Here is a 22,758-nt window from a genome sequence, read left to right as displayed (position 1 = left end):
TATTCAAAAAACTCAAATGAATAAAATTTATAAATTCACAAAGAGATTCTTGTAGTCCTATTGAAAAATTTTACTTTTATAAAGAGCTAAGGTTTGGTTATGAGTGAATTGGATTCTGTAAAATTTAAAAAGTTTAAATGAGGACACTGTTATTCTTTGAATAGAATTATATTTGTGCCCAATTTAATAATAAGATAATAAATACAATAGATATATGTCATTTTCAGATTTATTCGATAGCGGTTTTAAAAAACGTAACGAAGACCATTTTGCAGCAATCGTTAGAGTTGCTATGAGTGATGGTGTAATTTCAGATAAAGAGAAAGCTTTTTTAGAGCGTTTAGCTACGCGTTTAGATATTTCTGAGCTTGATTTTAAAGAAATTTTAGAAGATTATAATAGTCATCCTATCAATGCCCCACATTCTTATGATCACCGTTTAGAGCGGTTATACGATTTAGCTCGTATGGTTTGGGCTGATGATATTGAAGGACCAAATCAACATTGGTTATTAGAAAAAATATGTGTGGGATTAGGATTTCATTCTCAGAACGTAAAGTATATTGCAGATAAAGCCTTGGCTCTTGCTCATGATAAGGTAGACTCTGATACGTTTATAGCAGAAATGAAAAATATGAACAGGTAGTCGTTTACACATCTTAATTATACATAAAAAAAGCAACTAGTAATAGTTGCTTTTTTTTATAATATGTATGTTGTAATTAGTTATTACGCATAAACTCTTCGGCTTTTTCTACCATGTTTTTACTGCCACAAATAAAAGGAACACGTTCGTGTAATGCTGTAGGTTGAATGTCCATTATTCTAGTAAAGCCATCACTTGCTTTACCTTTGGCTTGTTCTGCAATAAAAGCCATCGGGTTACATTCATATAATAAACGCAGTTTCCCTTTTGGATTCTTGGTGCTTTTTGGGTACATGTAAATCCCTCCTTTAATCATGTTTCTATGAAAATCGGAAACTAAAGACCCAATATACCTGCTTGTATATGGTCGTTCGTCTTCATCTTGTTGACAGTATTTAATATATTTTTTAATACCAATCGGGAAATCAGAATAATTACCTTCATTAACGGAATAAATATTACCATCTTCAGGAAATTCCATATTAGGATGCGATAAATAATACGAACCAATAGCAGGATTAAGTGTAAAGCCATTAACACCATCTCCAGTAGTGTAAACTAGCATGGTAGATGTTCCATATACCACGTATCCAGCAGCAACTTGCGCACTTCCTTTCTGTAAAAAATCTTCAATTTTTACTGGTGTTCCAATTGGCGTCACACGTCTATAAATAGAAAAAATGGTTCCAACCGAAACATTGACATCAATGTTAGATGACCCATCTAGCGGATCAATTAATACCACATATTTATTCTGATGGTTTTCATCTTGGCTGTTAATGGCAATAAAATCATCCTCCTCTTCACTAGCAATACCACAAACGATATTTCTTTTCGTTAGCGTTTGAATAAATTTGTCATTAGCATAAACATCTAGTTTTTGCTGATCTTCACCTTGAATGTTAGTGTCGCCTGCATTACCAATAATATCTACTAAGCCCGCTTTATTTACTTCATGATTCACAACCTTAGCGGCTAATCGAATAGAATTTAATAGTCGGGAAAGTTCTCCGGAAGTATATTTAAAAGAGGTTTGATTTTCGATGATGAACTCACCTAAAGTTTGATTGCGTTTTGACATGAAGTATTATATTGATTAGTAGCACACAAATATCGCATTTTTTAGCAAACTATAACGTTTTCGTAGTTTAAAAAATTGTTTTGTGAAGTGAGTTTAGATTATCTTTGAATCTTTTATTCAGAAAATGGAACAACCTAGATTAGCACGTATTGAAGATATGCCAAGAGTTTTAGAACTCATCCAAGAATTGGCAACGTATGAAAAAGAAGCAGATGCTGTAGAAATTACAGTATCTGATTTAGAAACTGATGGTTTTGGATCAAACCCGAAGTTTACATGTTTTGTTTGTGAGGTAGAAAACGTTGTTGAAGGTATCGCCTTAGTATATCCAAGATACTCTACATGGAAAGGTGAAATTTTGCATTTAGAAGATCTTATTGTTAGTGAAAACTATAGAGGTAAAGGTGTAGGAACGCTTCTTTTGGATACCGTTGTAAAGCATGGCCAGCAGCTTGGTGTTAAGCGCATCAGTTGGGAGGTTTTAGATTGGAATGAGCCAGCCATAAAGTTCTATGAAAGTAAAGGAGCAGATGTAAAGCGCGATTGGGATGTGGTGCATCTTGACGAACAGGGAATTCAAAATTACTTAAATCAATTATAATGCGCATTTTTAAGTTTGGAGGTGCATCGGTAAAAGATGCAGATGGTGTAAAAAATTTAGCGAAAGTTTTAAAAACTACAGGTTACGATAACACTTTAGTTGTGATTTCTGCAATGGGAAAAACAACGAATAGAATGGAATTGGTAATTAAGAATTATTTTGAAAACAAAGGTGAATTACAAAGTGCCATTCATGAGGTTATTAAATGCCATGATGATATTTTAATAGATTTATTTGAGAATAAACGTCACCAAGTATTTACAGATATAAAAGCGCTTTTTGATGAATTAAATGCATTCTTTAAAGCTAATAAATCACCGGATTACAATTATGTGTATGACCAAGTTATTGGTTATGGGGAATTAATTTCAACAACCATAATTAGTAATTATTTCAATGAGATAGGTTTAAAAAATAATTGGGTTGATGTTAGAGAATTTATCAAAACAGATAATTATTACAGACGTGCTAATGTAAATTGGGAAGCTACACAAGATAATATTTCGTCGCATTTAGACAGAAATATTTTGAATATTACACAAGGGTTTTTAGGAAGTGATGCTAATAACTTTACCACAACCTTGGGTAGAGAAGGTAGTGATTATACGGCAGCCATATTTGCGTATTGTTTAAATGCGAATAGTGTTACCATTTGGAAGGATGTGCCAGGCGTTTTAAATGCTGATCCACGTTATTTTGAAAACGCACAATTATTACATCAAATATCCTATAGAGAAGCTATAGAATTGGCATTTTACGGAGCTTCGGTAATTCATCCAAAAACCCTTCAGCCATTACAGCAAAAAGAAATTCCTTTGTACGTTAAGTCGTTTTTAAATCCTGAAGGAGCTGGAACCTGTGTTAGTAAAGGAAAAGCGCTAGAGCCAACGGTGCCTTGCTTTATTGTGAAGAAAAATCAGACTTTGATTTCTTTATCATCTTTAGATTTTTCATATATTATGGAAGAAAATATCAGTGAAATTTTTAGTTTGTTACACTTGTACAAAATGAAGGTTGATGTGATTCAGAATTCTGCCATTAGTTTTTCTGTGTGTATCGATAATTTATATGATAATTTAGAGAAATTATTGCAACACTTAAAAGCCAAGTTTAAGGTTGTTTGTCATAATAATGTGAATCTATACACTATTAGACATTATAATGATATCGTTGTTAAAGAGCTTGAAAAAGATAAAGAGGTGTTGTTAAAGCAGTTAGCGCAAGGTACTGTTCAGATTGTTACTAAATAAATAGTTGTTACATTTGTTTTATGGGGAAATCGTCCGATACTGGTTTAGTGACCGCAAAAGAAGTAGCAAAAGCAATCCATGTTGATAAGTATGGTTTCTTGGGGACTTTTTTGGGTTGGATGTTAATGAAAGTCCTTAAAATATCTACGATAAATAAGTTTTACAAGCGAAATAAACATCTTAGTAATGTCGATTTTCTAGATGCTATTTTAGAAGAGTTTCAGATTAAGTTTGAAATACCTGAGGAAGACATGAAACGTCTACCAAAAGAAGGGCCTTATATTACAATCTCTAATCACCCTCTTGGTGGTATTGACGGTATTTTACTATTAAAGTTAATGATTGAACAGCGCAGTGATTTTAAAATCATTGCTAATTTTCTATTGCATCGTATTGAGCCGCTTAAACCATATATCATGCCCGTGAATCCTTTTGAAGGTAGAAAAGATGCGGCGAGTAGTATTGCAGGTTTTAAAAATGCAATTTTACATTTAAGAGAAGGTCATCCTTTAGGTGTGTTTCCTGCTGGTGAAGTTTCTACATATAAAGATGGAAAGTTGGTGGTAGATAAAGAGTGGGAAGTTGCTGCTATGAAATTAATTCAGAAGGCTGAAGTCCCTGTAGTACCTATTTATTTTCATGCTAAAAATAGTCGATTATTTTACAGACTCTCTAAATTAAGCGGTACATTAAGAACGGCTAAGTTACCTTCAGAAGTCTTAACTCAAAAACGTCGTATTATTAAGGTAAGAGTAGGTAAGGCAATTTCTGTTAAAGATCAAAAACTACATCCAACGCTTCCGGAGTTTTCAGAATTTTTAAGACGCAAAACCTATATGTTGTCTAAAACATTTGAAGATAAACCTAAGATTTTAGATAACATTCAATCTCAATTAAAAGTAGCTAAAATACCAAAGCGAATTGTGACACCTATTGCTCCAAAAGTAATGATTGCTGAGGTAGATAAACTTAGAGTGAGCGATTGTAGGTTGCTAGAAAGTAAAAATTACGAAGTGTTTTTAGCTTCGGCAAAAGATATTCCTAATATTTTAAGAGAAATTGGAAGGCTTAGAGAAATTACATTTAGAGAAGTCGGGGAAGGTACTAATGAAGCTATTGATTTAGATAAATTTGATACCTATTACCATCACATGTTTTTATGGGATAACGAGAAAAATTTAATTGCAGGTGCCTACAGAATGGGTCTAGGGTCTAAGATTTACGAACGTTTTGGAATTGATGGTTTTTATCTTCAAGATTTGTTCCGATTTGAACCCGAATTGCATAAAATGATGAGCCAATCTATAGAAATGGGTCGTGCCTTTATCATTAAAGAATACCAGCAAAAACCAATGCCTTTATTCTTACTTTGGAAAGGTATTGTACATATTACATTGCGTTTTCCTGAACATAAGTATTTAATAGGTGGTGTAAGTATCAGTAATCAGTTTTCGAATTTTTCAAAAAGTCTGATGATTGAGTTTATGAAATCTCATTATTACGATCCTTATGTGGCGCAATATGTGCATCCTAAAAAGGAGTTTAAAGTAAAACTAAAAGATGCCGATAAAGATTTTGTGTTTGATGCTACTGAAGCCGATTTAAATAAATTCGATAAAATAATTGACGAAGTAGAACCAGGAGCATTGCGACTTCCTGTGTTACTCAAAAAGTATATTAAACAAAACGCTAGACTTGTAGCTTTTAATGTAGATCCGTTGTTTAATAATGCGGTAGATGGCTTAATGTATATTAAAATTGCAGACTTACCAGATAGCACTGTTAGACCTGTAATGGAAGAGTTTCAGGCTGAATTAGAACGCAAGTTTGTGGATAGCAATGAGGATAAGTAAGATAACTATTGTAATTCTATTATGTCCTTTTTTTTGTGTCTCACAAACGCTAACAGGTCGTGTAATTAATAAAATTACTCAACAGCCTATTGAAACGGCCTCTGTTTTCTTTAATAATACAACAATTGGTACCACAACCAACAGTAATGGTGAATTTTCTATTACGTATTCAGACGCAGTACAATCTACTTTAGTCATTTCTTATTTAGGTTTTGAAAAGGTTTTAATTTCAAATTATAGAGGTCAAAATGAAATCCGTATTGAACTCATTGAAGCTGATAATGCATTAGATGAGGTCCATTTAGAATACGATGATGGATTGACGAGGAAACAAAAGTTGCGACTATTTAGAAAAGAATTTTTAGGAACTTCTAAGTTTGGTAAGTCGTGTAAAATTTTAAATGAAGAGGCTTTAGTATTAAAATATGATAAACTTAATAGATCATTATATGCAAGCTCTAAAGCGCCACTTAAGATTGTAAATAAAGCTTTGCAATATGAAATTGCTTATGATTTAATGGAGTTTGAAACTCGCTTTAGATATGCAGATCTTAATGTCCTTAGGTTTACAGTAGACTATGTTACCTATTTTGGAACTTCATTTTATAAAGATTTAGATACGACTAAAAAGAAAACGCTAAAACACAGAATTAAAGCTTACAAAGGATCTACACAACATTTTATGCGTTCACTTTATAACGAAAACCTTAAAGACGAAGGTTTTTGGATATTTAGTGAATCATTTAGAGTTGATGAATGGTCTTTTTTTACTGTTGAGGAGATAGAGGGGCAAAATTCTAAGCGCGTATCTTTAAAAGAAAAGGTGACTATTCTTTTTGATAAAAATGATCAATCTGAAATTCAATTAAAAATCCCAGAATTTTTTGTTGACACTTATGGTAATTATACTCCCATAGTGGGTGTGTATTTTAGTGGTGTAATGGGCGATCAAAGAATAGGTGATACCTTACCGTTAAGTTTTGGGTTAGTTAAAAAAGAGTAAATAAAAAACCCAAAAGGTTAATTCTGGGTTTTTATATATTGTGACTATTTTGAAACTATTTTAGAACCATGGTTTTTTACCAACTTGGTAGGTGTTGTAAAACTCTTCGTCAGATTTCGTGAGGTATATTATGCCTTCAATTAAACCTATTAAGCACGTAAGCCAAACAACAATAACTCCAATTCCTACACAAGATAACACAATACCTAATAGGGTTATTCCTAATAAAATTCCACCTTCTTTGTTGTAACCTAATATAAACTTATGTACACCAAAGGCTCCTAAAATAATACCTAATATACCAGCTAAAACCTTCTTGTTGTCACCAGAAACATTATTAAATGTTTCTTTAGCACTATCAGAAAACTCTTTGGCAGATTCCTTTGCTTCTCCTGCAAATTCAGATGCTTTTTCCTTGGCTTCACGTCCAAGTTCTTTGGCGTCATCCGAAAACTCATGAGCCTTTTGACTTATTTTATCGCCTGATTTGCGAGCATTATCCTTAGCATCGTCCAACATATCGTTAAGATCGTCGCCTAAATTTTTGTTATCATCTGACATTTTTATATTTTTTTGATTAGAGCATAAAGTTAGTAAAATATTATGAACCTTATTAAACATTATGAGGTGCTAAAATAGCGTTGTAATTTTTTATCTAAACAACATAATTAGACCTCCAATAGTGGTCACAATTAAAATAAAACGTCTATAATTAACATTTGAAATACGTTTTACAATGCGTGTACCTACTAAGAAACCTAAAGCTACAGCCGGAATTAAAACGGAATTTAAAACTAGTGATTCTACACTAACGGTTTCCCAAATAAAAATATGAAACGGCAGTTTAATTACATTTATAATAAAGAATAACCAGGCAGCAGTGCCAATAAATTCATTTTTTGGAAAACGCATGGTTAAAAAATATATATTGGAAATAGGACCTGCTAAATTGCCAATCATCGTAGCAAAACCAGTTAAAAATCCCATGCCTACCGAAAAGAACTTATTATTGGGTACATCGCTAGATTTTCGCTTTTCAAAGTAAAACATGATAAGTACTGAAATGAGTATGATAATAGCCATTAACCTTTTAAAAACGAATTCAGAAATATCATTACCAACCCAAACTCCGACTAAAACGCCCACAATTATCCATGGAATCAGTTTTTTGATTACACCCCAATCGGCATGTCTGTTGTAGTAGATAACGGCTAAAATATCGGCACAAATGAGCATAGGAAGTAAGATGCCTGTAGACGCTTTTTCACCAAAAACAAACGCCAGTATAACAATGAGAATGATGCCTACTCCTTTTATTCCAGATTTGGATAAACCCAATAAAAAAACGGCAAAAGCAATGGCCATCCATTGAAATACAGTTAAATTATAGGATTGAAGAATTTCTAAATACGACAACAGTAAAGGTTTAAACAGGGATTATAAAAATGCTTTATCTATAGGTTCCCAAAGTTCAATTTTATTACCATCGTTATCTAGGATCCAACCAAATTTACCGTAATCGTATTCTTCCATGTCTCCGACTATAGTAACTCCTTCTTCTTTAAGCGTAGCTAATAGTTCTTTAAGATTTTCTACTCTATAATTAAACATAAAGTCTTTTTTTGAAGGCTCAAAATATCTTGTGTCTTCTGCAAAAGGGCTCCACTGTGTAGAGGCTTCTTTTCCTTCTTTATCTTGCCACCAAAAGGTAGATCCATAATCATCTGTATTAAAGCCTAAATGCTTTTTATACCAATCTTTTGCGGCTTTTGGATCTTTAGTTTTAAAGAATAATCCTCCTATTCCAGTAACGCGTTTTTTCATTTTATTTTGAATTTATGTTAGGATCTCAATAGTTGAGCTCATAACTATTATACTTCTCCTTGTTTCTACTTTTTCTTTAGGGCAGATTCATAGATGTTTATCCATTCATCACACGTCATTTTTTGTACGAGTTCCTCAATTAATTGATAAGGAATGTCATCTATTTTTTTAAATCGAATGCAGCTTTTGCCCATGTCTAATTTTCGTTTACAATGTTTTGGATATTCATTTACAAACCAATCGTGCAATTCAGGTTGGGCATAAATGCCACTATGATAAAGATTAATTGAATTTTTTTGAGAAGCAAAACTCATAAATGGTAATGGTGTTTTTGGATCACAATGATAGCCATCAGGATAAACAGAATGTGGGACGTAATAACCAATCATGTTGTATTGCATGCCTTCTTCAAATCCCTCTGGTAAATTTGTTTTAATGACTTGCCTTAAAGTATTTAGGGCATTATGGCGCTCTTCAGGGGTTTGTTTAATATAATCTTCAGGTGATGTAGCTTTGATGGTCATAGATACAATGGTTTTTAAAATCTAGTGAATTAATTAAATTTTGCTTTTATCTTATCAACGATAGTTTGTGAGAGTTTAATATGACTCTCAACAGTCCAGCCTGCAACATGTGGCGAAAGCAAAACGTTTCCTGATGCTATTAAATATTGAAAAGCTTTTGGCATGTCTTTGGACGTGAATAAATTTTCAAAGGATGATTTTTCATATTCTAAAACATCTAATCCGGCTCCTAGAATTTTACCGGATTGTAATGCCGAAACCAAATCTTGAGTCACAACACTTTTACCACGAGCCGTATTAATAAGCCAAAACGATTTTTTAAATCCATTTATAAAATCTGAATTGATCATGTTCAGGGTTAAATCGGTTTGCGGTATGTGAAGACTTAACACATCGGCTTTTGCTTTTAATTCTTCGAGAATAACTTGTTTGGCGCTGGCATCTCCAACATTTGTTTTGATGTCATAGCATAAAACCTCTACATCAAAACCTTTTAATTTTTTAGCAAATGCTTTTCCCATGTTTCCATAACCAATGATTCCTACGGTTTTTCCATCTAACTCTAAGCCACGATTGTCTTCACGGAACCATTTACCTTCCCTAACTTCTTTATCAGCCTTGTTGAGTTTATTGAAAAGTGATAATAGCATGCCTAAAGCATGTTCACCCACAGCATTTCGGTTGCCTTCTGGTGCAGAAATGAGATAGATGCCTTTTGTTTCAGCATAATCACAATCTATATTTTCTAAGCCCGCGCCAACTCTCCCAATAAATTTGAGGTTTTTGGCGGCATCCAGAAATTGTTTATCAATACTAAATCGACTTCGGATAATCATGCCATCATATTCCGCAATTTTAGCTTCAATTTCAGGTTTTGAAGACGTGTAATCTTCGTGGTTGATGAATCCTAATTCATTAAGTTGATTTAGAAGTAAAGGATGGTTAGAATCTAGGTGTAGTATTTTCATGGTAATGCCTACGAAAGCAGGTATCTTTTTTAAGTTTAGACCTGCTCGTTTGTTGAAACCTGTTAGGCCTTATTAATATGTTGAAGTAAAGTTACAAAGTTTTGCGTTAGCGATTGCAGTGAAAATCCTTTTGCTTTTTTGCAAAAGATTGCAACGGAAAGCGCGACCCTTGTGGTAACGCCCAAATCATTTTAAATACCAAGAATCAACTTCGCAATTAGAAAGTAAATTAATATTCCAAAAACATCATTACTTGTGGTGATAAAAGGTCCGGTTGCAACGGCAGGATCAATCCCTCTTTTATCTAGAAAAATAGGAATAAAAGTACCTATAAGCGCAGCCATTACAATTACGGCGATTAAGGCAATACTTATGGTTATGGATACAATGTATGGTGTTCCGAATATAAAATGTGTTATAAGAATGGCAACAAGTGAAATGGCCACACCATTTACTAATCCTAATAAAAATTCTTTGAATAATCGTTTTAGAATTTTACCGTCAATAGTCCCATTGGCAATACCTTGAACAACAATAGCAGACGATTGTACACCTACGTTTCCGGCAGTCGCTTGGATTAAAGGTACAAAACTGAGCAACACAATGAAATTGCCCATATTATCATTAAACTGTTCTATAATACTGGCCGCACCAAGACCTCCGAACATACCAATAAACAACCAAGGTAGTCGTGCTTTGGTGAGCTTAAATATACTGTCATCGGCTTCTACACCTTGCGAAATACCTGCTGCTAATTGATAATCTTTATCGGCTTCATCACGGATAACATCTATAATATCATCAATGGTAATTCGGCCTACAAGAATTTGGTTGTCATTAATTACAGGAATGGCTTCTAAATCATATTTCGCCATTATTTTAGCGACATCTTCCACATCGTCGTCTACATGAGCCCAATCCACATTGTCTTTAGCAATATCAGCAATTTTTGTATCGCTTTTAGAAATGATTAAATCTTTTAAAGACAGTCTGCCAATAAGTTTATCGTTTCTGTCCACCACATACACAGAGTGTACTCTTGTTACATCTTTGGCTTGCCCTCTAATTCTGCGTAAGCAACCGGCAACGGTCCAAGTTTCATAAACTTTAACGAGCTCTTTAGCCATAAGACCACCTGCTGTATCCTCATCATAGGCTAAAAGTTCTTGAATTTCATCTCTGTGTTCGTGGTCTTCTATGTAGGCGATCACTTCCGCTTGCCGTTCTTCTGGCAGTTCGGCAATCATATCTGCCGCATCATCGGTATCTAATTCTTCAACCTCTTCGGCAATTTCTTTAGTGGAAAGATTTCTAAGTATCTTTTCTCGGATATCCTCATCGAGTTCCATAAGGATTTCTGAAGTCGTTTCAGAATCGAGAAGTTTTATAACATAAACGGCATCATCATTATCTAAATCATCTAAAATTTCAGCAATATCCGCGTGGTGATACTCATTTAGCAAGGTTTTTAAATCTTTGTCGTTTTCTTCGTCGACAAGAACTTCTACCTTTTCAATAAGCTCATCGGTTAGCTGAAATTGTATGTTATCTTGAGTTTCTTCCACTTAATTTTTGATAATCCTTTTTTATGCACTTCAACTGCGCTTAAAGTAACAGTAGAGGCCATTAGTTGACGTCATTTTCTATTAACGACGTTAGCTCTATAAACTGTGAAACACTCAGTTGCTCTGGTCGCTGCCCAAATATAATATTTGCTTTTAAATTATCCGACAGATTGAATGTTTTTAAACTGTTACGTAATGTTTTTCTACGTTGTTGAAATCCTGTTTTTACGACTCTAAAAAATAACTTTTCGTCACAAGGCAATGAGAAGTTTTCCTTTCGTTTTAATAATAACACACCAGAATCTACCTTTGGTGGTGGGTTAAAAACCGTTGGAGGCACCGTAAACAGGTATTCTGCATCGTAAAATGCTTGCGTTAAAACGGATAAAATACCGTAAACCTTTGAACCTTCTTTAGAGCAGATTCGCTTAGCCACTTCCTTTTGAAACATCCCTGAAAATTCAGGAATTTGATGTCTAAGTTCTAAGGTCTTAAATAGTATTTGGGAGGATATATTATAAGGGAAATTTCCTATTATAGCAAAAGGTTGGTCTTCAAAGACGAGGTTTAAATCATACTTTAGAAAATCTTTTTCTATGATTCTATCCGCTAGATGTAGATAATTATTCTTAAGGTAATCTACGGATTCTGTATCAATTTCAATAACGTGTAATGTGGTCTCTTTTTTTAGAAGGTACTTGGTAAGCACTCCCATTCCTGGACCAATTTCTAAGACATGATCGTAGCCTTTAAAAGATAAACTAACTGCAATATCTTGTGCAACGTTTTCATCTTCTAAGAAATGCTGACCTAAATGTTTTTTTGCTTTAACTTGGTGTTGATTTGCCACGAATACAGGACGGTTTTTAATTAGTAGTAATGCAAAGATACGTTGTGAGAGATTGAGAATGGCTGAATTGCAATAGAAACCTTAATTTATCGTTACCGAATACTCATCTACAACTTCCAATTCTGTTCTAAACGATAATACTTTATCTCCAAAACGTTGTAATCCATCTTGTTTTAAACGTTCGGCATGGTCTGCATAATAAGCGTTTAAAGCTTCTCTAGAATGGGCTCTGTATTGTACAGAGTAAGTGTCTGCTTCAGTATCTTCAACTAGAACTTTTGTCAGCTTAGCTTCTTTAAAATGACCTGTTGCTAAGACTTGCGGAATGTGCTCTTTTATCCATTCTAGCCATTCGTTAGAAATGCTTTTGTCTATATTAAGTGTAACGTTGTATATAATCATATGAGTTCAAAATTCAATTTTAAAGTATTAATTCCAAAATTTCCTATTGGAATTGAACATTTAGGTTTTATTATTTAATTAATACTATCTCCTCTTAGCATTCTATATTTCTTTCGAGCTTCAATAAAATAAATGCTGTCTTGGTGTTCAAATATTATTTTTTCGTAGAGTAGTTTAGCTTCTTCGGGTTTGCCTAGATGGCTGTTATAAAGTTCAGCTAAATAGTAAAGGGTGTCGTCTACTAAAATATCCTCTCCGTAATCTTTTATGATGGCTTGGTAATTAGCTTCGGCCTTCATAAATTGTTTTTTCTTTTCGTAGAGTTTTGCTTGTTGGTATAAGGCTTGGTCGGTGATGCTTTCTCCTTTATGTTCTTCTAAAACTTTGTCTAAAAGGGAAATGGCGTCGTTAATTTTATTCTGAAACGCAAATAAATCTGCTTTCGCATAGTATTTTAATGCTGTTTGTGTGCTGTCTTCGTATTTATTATCTGAGATTAATAATTTTAAGTCTAGTGCATCATTAGCATTTAGTTGCGATGTTGAAGATTTTAAAATCTTAAGCTGCGATTCTGCCCAATCAAAATCACCTTTGTAGTAACTTGTTTTTGCAACTTTGAATCGCGCTTCTTGTGCAATAGTACTATTTTTAAGATTAGCCTGAATTTGAGAATAGAAAATTAAAGCTTCATTAAATTTCTCTTGAAGTACTAAAATATCAGCCAATAGTAATTTTACTTTCGCTTCTTGAAACTTAGAAATATTAAGTTTTAAACTGTGCTTTAAAAATGTAGTGGCAGCAGAGGTGTCTTTTTGGTTAAAAGCTAAAAATTTACCATAAGCTAATTGTAGCGGTAAAGTTAACTCAGACTTTCCATATGTTTTGAACAAGCTGTTGTACGTATCGTCAATCTTTTTTAGCATTTTATCATCGGCATTATTAGTGTCGATTTCTAAAATATATTGATGTGCCGTTAGAGCTGTGCTTTGGTCTTGTGTGGTTTCTAATATATAGTTAAAAATAGATTTTGCAGTGGCAACATCACTGTCTTTTTGTGCTGTAATAGCTAATTCTATTAAGCGATCTAAACTTTCAGGGTTCCGTTTATACAGCGCTTTTTCTTGAATAAAGGATTTGTTATAAGCTTTTTCTTGAACATATAGCCAGCTCAACATTTCGTACCAATACGTTTCAGGGTTTTGCTGAATCTTTTTTAAAAGCAATCTCCTTAAATAACTGTTGTTTTCGTTGTTTTTATTTTCTGAAATAAAATCATTTAAATAACGCTTAATATTGTTAAGGTAATTGGGTTTGTAGTTAATATAATCGATGTAGTTGACAAACATCTCTTCTATATTTCCTTGGTCTCCATAAATACGCGCTAATTGAATGCTGAAGTTTTTTTCTGGTGTAAGGATTTTACCTTTTTCATATAATTGAATGGCCTGGTCAGCTAAGGAATAATCTTCAAATTTTTTGGCTATAACATAAATGTAATTGGGTTTTTCGTCAACAAAGTCTATGGCTTCATCATAAAGTTTATTTGCAGTGGCTAGGCTGTCTTGAAGCTGAAAATTATAACCTAAAGAAACTATCAATTCAGGAGTTCGACGTACAGATAAGCGTTGTGTAAGTATGGCTTCTGCGTCATTATATTGTTCTAATTGTTGATAGATATCTACCAGCCTGTAAATGTAGTTGTAGTTATAAGGCTTTTCTTTGAGTAGGTTTTTGTAAATAAATTCAGCTTTTTTAAATTCAGCATTTTTGTAATAACTTTCTGCTTGGTCTTCACTGTTTTGAGCAAAACCAAAATAGCTTATAATTAGAAATAGTATTAAGAAAAAACGCTGTTGCATGTCTGTAATTGAATAGGTCTAAAAGTCACTGTAAGTGTAAATATAACAAATGCTTCAGGTAGATGATGTGAAAAAATGTATAAAAAAAATTGCCTAAACGTGTGTTTAGGCAATCTACCGACAAAATAAATGTGCTATTAACCATTATTTATGTAAAATATGATTCAATTATCTTGACTAAGTGCTTTTTATATATGAATAACTAGAGTTGTTTCTATTTTTTAACCAACACGTTGAAGTACTTCGTCAATTAAAATAAAATTTTGCTTACCAGAGCAATCAATGACACTAGTAATACGATTCGTTTTAAATTCTTCATAGTAAGGTTATTATCAACTAGGGTGACTAATTTCAGGAAAATACGCGAATAAAACGAGGAAACGTCAGAATAATCGCTAAAATACATTAAATTTTAACAATTCAGGTCGAATATGCAATGTCTTTTGAAATCTTAAGAAATCATATCGAAACCAGTATATGGCACTAAAACTTCAGGTATTTTAATACCATCTTCTGTTTGGTAGTTTTCTAATATGCCTGCTAATACTCTAGGTAATGCTAAAGAACTTCCGTTTAGCGTATGACATAATTCATTTTTGCCATCGCTATTTTTAAAACGTAATTTCAAACGATTGGCTTGGAACGTTTCAAAATTAGATACTGAAGATATTTCTAACCAACGGTCTTGAGCGGTTGAGAATACTTCAAAATCATAGGTTAATGCTGATGTAAATCCTAAATCACCACCACATAATCTCAATATTCGGTACGGTAATTTCAAGTCCTGTAAAATACCTTTTACATGATTCACCATGCTGTCTAAGGCTTTATAAGAATTATCAGGATGCTCAACTCTTAGTATTTCTACCTTATCAAATTGATGTAATCTGTTTAATCCTCTAACATGTGCTCCATAACTACCAGCTTCACGCCTAAAACATGGAGTATAACCTGTAATGGTGACAGGAAGATCATTCTCGCTCAACAGCGTATCTCTAAAAATATTAGTAGCTGGGACCTCAGCTGTTGGAATTAAGTATAAATTATCTGCTGTGACATGGTACATTTGCCCTTCTTTATCTGGTAATTGTCCAGTTCCAAATCCAGAGGCTTCATTTACCAAATGTGGCACTTGGTATTCGGTGTAACCAGCTTCTGTATTCTTATCGAGAAAATAGGCGATTAATGCACGTTGTAATCTAGCACCTTTTCCAATATAAACAGGGAAACCAGCTCCTGTGATTTTGTTTCCTAGTTCAAAATCAATAATGTTATATTTTTTGGCTAATTCCCAATGCGGTAAAGCTCCGTCGTGTAATTTAGGAATGTCTCCTTCTCTAAAAGTTTCCTCGTTATCGTCGTCAGTGTTTCCTGCTGGTACAATAGCGTTTGGTACATTAGGAATTCTGTATAACAATTCAGAAAGTGCTTCAATTTTAGCGTTGAGTTCTTGTTCTAAGGTTTTAGTGATGTCTTTTAATTGGGTTGTTTTTTCCTTTAGAATATTTGCTTTTTGAGCCTCTCCGGATTTATATAAATTACCAATTTCTTTAGATAAGGTATTAGATTCTGCTTTAGTCGTATCTAATTTTGTTTGAATTGCTTTACGGTCTTCATCAAAAGCGATTGCGTCATTAATCATTTCTGTGGCATCAATGTTTCGTTTTGCTAAACGTGCAATGATGTCTTCTTTATTCTCTTGTATAAAAGCAACTTGTAACATATCTATAAATTTTGGTTTATACCAATTGGCATGGGAAAAACAGGCCACAAAAGTAAAAAGAAAATGACCAGATAAAAATAAAAAGTTCCTATTTTATAGTGTGAAATCTGATTTAAGAAAAGATGAATGTTTTAATATGAAAATACGGCACGAATTATTCATGTAATAGTAACCAATCATTATGCTTAAAGTGCTGCCATTCTACATTGGCAATGTCAACTTTTGGATCTATTAATTGTTTTGAAGAATGGCCGTTAACTCGCACATAAGAATTGACATACACTTTGATTGGGATTCCCTTTGTAGCAAAATCCTTTTTAAGATGTTGTGCAAATTGCCAAATAATATCGGGTTTAGTTTGAGCTCCGCGTTGCTGTTTTTTAGTTAAATAATCGTTTAACTTAATAGGAATAGGGGCATTGGTATTAGCATTAACGACTTTATAAAATGTTCTTCCGCTTTTGGCTCTTAACATCATTCTCCACGATAGACGATGACCTTCTTCTGTCCATAAAACGTCACCCTTAAAGAAATGGTGTCGTAATGGTAAAGCAATTTGAATTATAAAATATATTGAAAATAACGCTATTAAAACTGTATTGTATTTTGGGATGATTACTTCATCAGCATCGTAATAATCTTTCCGCTTTAAGAATATGTTTTTAATAGTTTTAGGTTCAAAAAAGAATAGGCTAAAGGCTAACGACATATAAGGGAAAATGCCAATATGAAAGATAAATGAATTAAAGAGATGGAAGAAAATAGACGCAAAGAAGGCATATTTTCGAGTACGTTTAATAAGTAATAATGGAATAATTAGCCCATCAAATAATATACCACCGTAAGCTAATATATAATGCACGGTTTTTTGCTGTAAAAGGTCACCAACCACATAGAAATCTGCTTTACTTCGCATCAGTATTTTCATTACAGAGCCATCTAGCCAATCGGGATAAAACTTAGCTGCCGATGCGTAGGTATAAAGAATAAATAATTGAAGTACAAAAAACCACTTACACCAACTAGGCATTGAATTACTTTTAAGAGCTGGATTCAGTTTAACATCTATTGAGGCATACCGATTTGCTGGAAAAAACACCATTAAAAAACTTAATAGCATTAATAAATAATAGTGATTGTTGTATGACGACTTTTGCATTAGGTACGTTCCTGTCCACATTACAGCAAACATTAAAACGCTCAATCTGTATTTGTAACCCAACATTATAAAGAGTCCAAAAATTCCCATTACGGCGTAATATGCATACATCCAATCGCCAGGAAGTGGTTGTAGCCACTCAAAACCAATAAATGAAAAGGTAAATTCGGGTTCTATTAAAGTGCGTCTAATCCAACCTGTAAAAATGGCTCCTACCGCCTCTAAAAAACACAATAGCCCAAAAACCATTCTAAAAACAATGAGTCCGGAATTGTCTATATGTTTAAATAGAAACTTATGCATTTAAGGTTTGTATATAATTTGAAGCATTTGTCATATCTTTTTGAAGTTGCATTTTTAAAGCTTCAAGATTCTCATATTTTTGTTCGCTACGCAGACGTTTTAAAAACTCAATTTTTAATTCGGCATTATAAATATCTTGGTTAAAGTTAAAGAAATGAACTTCAATAGAACGCGTTTTGCCATCAACTGTTGGGTTGGCGCCAATATTCATCATCCCAAAAACCGTTTTGTTCTCAATTATAGATTTCACAACATACACGCCATCACTAGGAATCAGTTTGTAAGTTGCGGTGATATTAATATTTGCGGTAGGGAAATCTATGGTTCTTCCCAGTTCTTTGCCTTTAACAACTGTGCCAGTTATAAAGAAATTGTAACCCAAATAGGAATTTGCTAAATCTACTTCTCCGCTATTCAGTGCGGTTCTAATTTTAGTAGAACTTACGGTAACATCCTTGAGATCTTGTGCTGAAATTTCTTCAACTTTAAAATCATAGAGGTTAGCAAATGCTTTAAGGTCTGTTATATTAGCACTTCTATTTTTGCCAAAGTGGTGATCGTAACCAATGACAATTTGTTTAGTATTTAATTCGTCAACTAAAATTTGCTTCACGTAATCTTGAGCAGAAAGGTTAGCAAAGTCTTTGGTGAATTTTTTGACAACAACTTCTTTTATACCATGAGATTTTAATAATTCAATGCGTTCTTCAATGGTATTTAAAAGTTTAATAGAATCGTCTTTTTGAAGCACCATTCTTGGATGCGGAAACAAGGTGAGAACCACAGGAACGTAACCTTGCTTTTTAGCAAGAGCTACCACCTGTTTAAGGATTTTTTGATGTCCAATATGAACACCGTCGTAGGTGCCAATGGTTGTTACTTTTTCTGATTTTGAATTCAAACCTAAATGTATTGCGCTTTTACCAATGGTAAACTCTTAGAAAACAAAACTAAATTTTATTTTCCATTAAATTGATTCATCGTCGTATTTACTCCGGCTAAAGCGAAAGATTTAACAAGATCTGCCGAAATTTTTAAACGCTCTTTAAGTTGTGTGTTTTCGTCGTCAGTCCATTCACCTAGAACGTAATCGATTTGGCGTCCTTTGCTAAACTCATCACTGATGCCAAATCTAAAGCGGTTATATTTTGAAGTTTGTAATTTGTCTTGCGTGTCTTTTAGGCCGTTGTGGCCTCCGTCGCTACCTTTTGTTTTTAATCTAAGCGATCCAAACGGAAGGTTTAAATCATCAGTAACAACGAGTAAGTTTTCTAAAGGGATTTTTTCTTTCTCTAGCCAGTATTTTATGGCTTTTCCGCTGAGGTTCATAAATGTACTTGGCTTTAAAAGAATTAAGGTTCGTCCTTTGATTTTTAAAGTAGAAACATCACCAAGTTTTACGGTTTCAAATGTAATGTCATTGGATTCAGCTAAATAATCGAGAATTTTAAAACCAATGTTGTGCCTAGTATTAGCATATTTTTCACCTATGTTTCCTAAACCAACGATTAAGAATTTTTTCATTGTATCTTCTTCTGTGTGTTCTGTTTTATCACTAAAACCAAACCATGTTTTTAATAAATTTCGCATAGCGTAGTCTTGCTTGGTGCAAAAGTAAAAAGAAGTTGACTAAAAACTAACTTTATAGCTTTAGTCTTTGGGGTGTGGGTTTAGTTTTTGAAGTTGTTTTATATAGATTCTATAAGAGTTATAACTTATAGCTCACTTTAAACATTACAATTCTTGGTAGAATAAAAGTTTTACTATCAGTAATTACAAAAGCATTGAACGAGTTTTGTTGCTTAAATTCTGTATCAAAAAGGTTTGTGGCGTTTATCTCAAAACCCCAAGGGCTATCTTCTTTTTGGTAAAATAAAGACGCGTTGGCAGTATCAAACGTGTTGGTTGTGTTTAGACTTTTATTAGTGTAATTATCAAAGGTGTAATCTGCTTTAAAGATAAAATCCTTTAAAAAATCATACTCTAAAATAACTTCCAATTGGTCGTTTTCAAATTTAGAGGTGTTATTTAAAGCTTTGTAATTATTAAAGTCTTTGGTGTAATTGATTTCTATGTTAGGATAATTTTTAAAAGATGTTTCTATGCCAATGGTTGAAGCAATAGACTTTGAAATATTAAGATTCGTTTCGTTATTTAGAATTTGAAAGTTATCATTATAGCTAAAACGACTGCTCAGATTATAACGAATTTTATTGATTTTTTTTGAAACGCGTCCACTAAGCATCCAATTATGTTCTGGCTGGTCAAACATTATAGCTGTATTAAAGGATTCAATACCATTAAGTTCTGAAACCGTTTTTATACTTTCTATACGTTTATTAAAACTGGTGTTGAAGTTGAGGTTTAAGTTTTTAAACAAACTAAATTTATAATAACTCAAGGTTGCGGAATGGTACAATTGGTTTTCTAACTGATTGTTTCCTCTGTAAACACTATTAAAATTTGAAAGTATAAAATTATTAGCCAATTGATTAATGCCAGGAAAACGCGCATTCAGTTTGTATTTAAAGTTTAATTTTTCACTGTTATTAAATTCCACTTTAGTGGTGAATTGCGGTAATAGCAAATTTTTAGAAAACGTTTCAGCATCCTCAAATTGTTGTGTCCGCCATAAATACCCATGATAAAAAACAGCAGGTTTAAACGTTGCAATACCAATTTGAAATTTATACTCTAATCCCAAATAGGTGTCTGTAAAACTGTAGCCAAAATCATTACCAAAACCAGCAGAACTAAAATTATTAATACGACCATCACTCTGCAATTGTACATCTTCATTGTAGAAATCATTAAAAGATGTGTTAATACCAACACTTGTATAAAGATGATTGAAATTATTAAGCACCCAATAATCTTTTATGATGGCATTAAAATTATGAGACGTTGATTTTTTAGTTTGAAGTATAGTATACACATCAGCATCTTCCAAAGGAATTAAACCTTGTAATATCTGTTGATTGGTAAGCCATTCAGTTATGGGTTTATCATTTTGAAAATTATAAGTTGCTTCTAAAGTGGCTGTGTGCGCTTTAGACAATTTACGACTGTAAGTAATATTTTGTTTTAGATTAAGTGCTGCAACATCTGTTACTGTAGTAATACTATTATTTTGGTCTGGGTTAGTTGTATTTACAAAACCATGACTATCATTATTAGTTACTTTTACAAAGGCGTTGTATGCAAAATCTTCCTTATAACTGGGCTCGTAGTCAACGGTGACCTTGCCAATAGTAAAAAAGTTGTTGAGGTCATCAGTAACCGTTCTGTTTTCTGTAAAAGGGGCTTCTATATTTTGGTAAGCATTTAAGGTGTTACTTGCGGTTTGCGTTTTAGAGTTAGACGCAATTAAATACCCACTAACATCGGTATGTTTGGAAACCGATTGTCTAATATTTAGTGCTCCAAACTGGTTGATGTTATCTGTAAAATCCTGGTTATTGAGGTATTGTGCAAAATCGCTATTAAAAAGACTAAAATAACTCCCTGCATCATCTAGGAGTTTACCAAAACCTCCTTCAAATTCTAAATAATCACTAAAACTAAAACTTTTAATGCCTTGGTTATTTAGATCTCCAATAAAGTTAATATTAGTTTTTGGACTGTAATAAAATAGATTAGGATGCAATAAATAACGCTCTTCAACACCTGTGCCAACTTCTATATCGCCAAATACAAACTTCTTTTTGTCCTCTTTTAATAAAATATTTAATGCCATATCCTCAGAATCTTGCAAACCTTTTAGCATAGCAACCTCATTGTAATTGTCTAAAACTTCAACTTTTTCTACCGCATCTGCTGGGATATTATTTACAGCCAATTTACTATTGCCTGTAAAAAAGGTTTTGTTCTCTACTAAAACTTTGGTCACTTTTTTACCATTGACATTCACATTACCTTCTCTATCTACTTCAACGCCTGGCAATTTTTTGAGGGCATCGCGCAGTTTGCGTTCTTCGCCATTAACAAATTTTGTAACATCGTAAGTTATAGTGTCTGTTTTTACGGTAATTGGTGGTGTGTATTTAATATTAACCTCGTCTAATTGGTCTGGCTTTTCTTTTAAAATAAAGTTTTTAATAATATCTTGGTCTGCAATGGTTATGGTATATGCTTGGGGTTTAAAGCCTAGATAACTTACTGTAAGCTCGTAAGTTTGGTTACTAATTAAACCTATTTTGTAGCTGCCATCTTTTTCTGTAATAGCGAATTTTATGTCTTGGTCGTCTGATTTTGGGATGGCTAAGATGTTGGCATAGCTTAAAGGGTTTTGTAAAGTGTCTGATACTTTACCTGAGACTTGGATTTGTTGGGCATTAATCAAAGAAGAAAATCCTGCTAATAAAAGCAGGATTTTAAGATATCTTAATACATTATTGTCTAGTCTAATTTCCAATATACTCTTTAATATTTTTTTTAGTTATTGTTGGCATTTCTCCAAAATAGTCTTTTTGAGAAATAAGCGTACCTTTAGGTTTTTCAATATCAATGTCAAAATCTGGTTTTAAATTTACATTTTTCACATAGTATGTTAATAATCCTTCATTTAATTCCATAATTAAACCAGGGAGACCTCCATAATTATTAGGGCCTAAACTTATCGGTATTTCAGGACAAAACCAAGCTACAACATCTTTCTCTATTATCCCTTTAGTATAGTGTTTATCTTTAATTTTTGTTGTAGCTTTAAGACATAAAAAAACGTCTATTTTTTTAGTTTCTTTGGTGATTTCCCATACGACATCTGAAGTATTTGAATAAACTAAATATGTTTTATCAGAACTCTCTACTTTAATTTTTTTTTCCGTTTTATCATTTCTGTAATGGATTTTAAAAGAACTCATTACTGCATCATAGCCTCTCTCATTAGATAAGCCGAGGTTAGTTTCTTTATCAACATAAAAAAGAGATTTTTCTCCATTAAAATCAAGATTTATATTAACACTATCACGAACTTTATTAAGTCGTGTCATAATATCAACCATTTTTTTATCTTGTCGAAATTTTTCACTCTTCAAATCAGAAAGATCTGTTTTTAATCTATAGATTATTCGACCTTTAGTTTGAGATACTAATATTAATGATTGACTAACAAAAAATAATAGTATAAAATATTTTTTTACCATTTT

General features: G+C 32.9%; 21 protein-coding genes. 5 read left to right on the top strand and 16 right to left on the bottom strand.

The window, feature by feature from the left end:
- Positions 1 to 214 precede the first annotated feature (214 nt).
- Positions 215 to 646, top strand: a complete 432-nt coding sequence (locus KO515_RS07695) for a TerB family tellurite resistance protein (RefSeq protein ID WP_178986623.1) — start codon at positions 215 to 217, stop codon at positions 644 to 646.
- A gap of 76 nt (positions 647 to 722) precedes the next feature.
- Here KO515_RS07695 and fbp read toward each other — a convergent pair whose 3' ends face one another.
- A complete protein-coding gene (fbp, locus tag KO515_RS07690; protein ID WP_215935799.1) occupies positions 723 to 1,727 on the bottom strand; it encodes a class 1 fructose-bisphosphatase in 1,005 nt (334 codons plus the stop codon).
- A gap of 124 nt (positions 1,728 to 1,851) precedes the next feature.
- On the opposite strand from fbp, the gene KO515_RS07685 reads away from it, so the two are divergent.
- Genes KO515_RS07685 through KO515_RS07670 form a run of 4 tightly spaced genes read left to right on the top strand, consistent with a single transcriptional unit; the run spans position 1,852 to position 6,434 of the window.
- Positions 1,852 to 2,328, top strand: coding sequence for a GNAT family N-acetyltransferase (locus KO515_RS07685; RefSeq protein ID WP_215935798.1), 477 nt, complete (start codon positions 1,852 to 1,854; stop codon positions 2,326 to 2,328).
- Positions 2,328 to 3,578: an aspartate kinase gene (locus KO515_RS07680; protein WP_215935797.1), complete on the top strand. Its 1,251-nt coding sequence runs from the start codon at positions 2,328 to 2,330 to the stop codon at positions 3,576 to 3,578. The genes KO515_RS07685 and KO515_RS07680 overlap by 1 nt, the downstream gene beginning before the upstream one ends.
- Before the next feature lie 20 nt (positions 3,579 to 3,598).
- Positions 3,599 to 5,431, top strand: a complete 1,833-nt coding sequence (locus KO515_RS07675; RefSeq protein WP_215935796.1) for a GNAT family N-acyltransferase — start codon at positions 3,599 to 3,601, stop codon at positions 5,429 to 5,431.
- Entirely contained in the window at positions 5,418 to 6,434 is a 1,017-nt protein-coding gene (locus KO515_RS07670; RefSeq protein ID WP_215935795.1) for a carboxypeptidase-like regulatory domain-containing protein, read from the top strand. The genes KO515_RS07675 and KO515_RS07670 overlap by 14 nt, the downstream gene beginning before the upstream one ends.
- 60 nt (positions 6,435 to 6,494) lie before the next feature.
- Here the strand turns inward: KO515_RS07670 and KO515_RS07665 are convergent, their stop codons facing one another.
- From KO515_RS07665 to KO515_RS07595, 15 genes are all read right to left on the bottom strand, one after another.
- Positions 6,495 to 6,995, bottom strand: a complete 501-nt coding sequence (locus KO515_RS07665; protein ID WP_215935794.1) for an NINE protein — start codon at positions 6,993 to 6,995, stop codon at positions 6,495 to 6,497.
- A 90-nt stretch (positions 6,996 to 7,085) separates the two neighbouring features.
- Positions 7,086 to 7,850, bottom strand: a complete 765-nt coding sequence (locus KO515_RS07660) for a sulfite exporter TauE/SafE family protein (protein ID WP_252723810.1) — start codon at positions 7,848 to 7,850, stop codon at positions 7,086 to 7,088.
- Between the two features lie 21 nt (positions 7,851 to 7,871).
- On the bottom strand, positions 7,872 to 8,258 hold the full coding sequence (locus KO515_RS07655; RefSeq protein ID WP_215935793.1) for a VOC family protein: 387 nt from the start codon (positions 8,256 to 8,258) through the stop codon (positions 7,872 to 7,874).
- A 65-nt stretch (positions 8,259 to 8,323) separates the two neighbouring features.
- Positions 8,324 to 8,782, bottom strand: a complete 459-nt coding sequence (locus KO515_RS07650; protein WP_215935792.1) for a DUF1801 domain-containing protein — start codon at positions 8,780 to 8,782, stop codon at positions 8,324 to 8,326.
- Positions 8,783 to 8,811: 29 nt separating this feature from the next.
- Positions 8,812 to 9,750, bottom strand: a complete 939-nt coding sequence (locus KO515_RS07645; protein WP_215935791.1) for a 2-hydroxyacid dehydrogenase — start codon at positions 9,748 to 9,750, stop codon at positions 8,812 to 8,814.
- A 191-nt stretch (positions 9,751 to 9,941) separates the two neighbouring features.
- Positions 9,942 to 11,315 (bottom strand): magnesium transporter, encoded by a 1,374-nt coding sequence (gene mgtE / locus KO515_RS07640; RefSeq protein ID WP_215935790.1) that lies wholly within the window; start codon positions 11,313 to 11,315, stop codon positions 9,942 to 9,944.
- A 61-nt stretch (positions 11,316 to 11,376) separates the two neighbouring features.
- Positions 11,377 to 12,165 (bottom strand): 16S rRNA (adenine(1518)-N(6)/adenine(1519)-N(6))-dimethyltransferase RsmA, encoded by a 789-nt coding sequence (gene rsmA / locus KO515_RS07635; protein WP_215935789.1) that lies wholly within the window; start codon positions 12,163 to 12,165, stop codon positions 11,377 to 11,379.
- 81 nt (positions 12,166 to 12,246) lie between these two features.
- Positions 12,247 to 12,567, bottom strand: coding sequence for a DUF4286 family protein (locus KO515_RS07630; RefSeq protein ID WP_215935788.1), 321 nt, complete (start codon positions 12,565 to 12,567; stop codon positions 12,247 to 12,249).
- Between the two features lie 74 nt (positions 12,568 to 12,641).
- Positions 12,642 to 14,426 (bottom strand): tetratricopeptide repeat protein, encoded by a 1,785-nt coding sequence (locus KO515_RS07625; RefSeq protein WP_215935787.1) that lies wholly within the window; start codon positions 14,424 to 14,426, stop codon positions 12,642 to 12,644.
- Positions 14,427 to 14,877: 451 nt separating this feature from the next.
- A complete protein-coding gene (gene serS, locus KO515_RS07620; RefSeq protein ID WP_215935786.1) occupies positions 14,878 to 16,149 on the bottom strand; it encodes a serine--tRNA ligase in 1,272 nt (423 codons plus the stop codon).
- A gap of 154 nt (positions 16,150 to 16,303) precedes the next feature.
- Entirely contained in the window at positions 16,304 to 17,611 is a 1,308-nt protein-coding gene (locus KO515_RS07615) for an HTTM domain-containing protein (RefSeq protein ID WP_215935785.1), read from the bottom strand.
- A complete protein-coding gene (locus tag KO515_RS07610; RefSeq protein WP_215935784.1) occupies positions 17,604 to 18,512 on the bottom strand; it encodes a bifunctional riboflavin kinase/FAD synthetase in 909 nt (302 codons plus the stop codon). The genes KO515_RS07615 and KO515_RS07610 overlap by 8 nt, the downstream gene beginning before the upstream one ends.
- A 56-nt stretch (positions 18,513 to 18,568) precedes the next feature.
- Positions 18,569 to 19,201 carry an aminoacyl-tRNA hydrolase gene (gene pth / locus KO515_RS07605; protein ID WP_215935783.1) on the bottom strand — a complete coding sequence of 211 codons (633 nt, stop codon included), beginning with the start codon at positions 19,199 to 19,201 and terminating at the stop codon, positions 18,569 to 18,571.
- A gap of 118 nt (positions 19,202 to 19,319) precedes the next feature.
- Positions 19,320 to 22,025, bottom strand: coding sequence for a carboxypeptidase-like regulatory domain-containing protein (locus tag KO515_RS07600; RefSeq protein ID WP_252723809.1), 2,706 nt, complete (start codon positions 22,023 to 22,025; stop codon positions 19,320 to 19,322).
- Positions 22,015 to 22,755, bottom strand: coding sequence for a GLPGLI family protein (locus KO515_RS07595; protein ID WP_215935782.1), 741 nt, complete (start codon positions 22,753 to 22,755; stop codon positions 22,015 to 22,017). The genes KO515_RS07600 and KO515_RS07595 overlap by 11 nt, the downstream gene beginning before the upstream one ends.
- Positions 22,756 to 22,758: the final 3 nt, after the last annotated feature.

Origin of the sequence: Winogradskyella psychrotolerans (genome assembly GCF_018860545.1) — a bacterium.
GTDB lineage: Bacteria > Bacteroidota > Bacteroidia > Flavobacteriales > Flavobacteriaceae > Winogradskyella > Winogradskyella psychrotolerans_A.
Note: the sequence above shows the minus strand (reverse complement) of the source record. Positions and strands in the feature narration are given on the sequence as shown.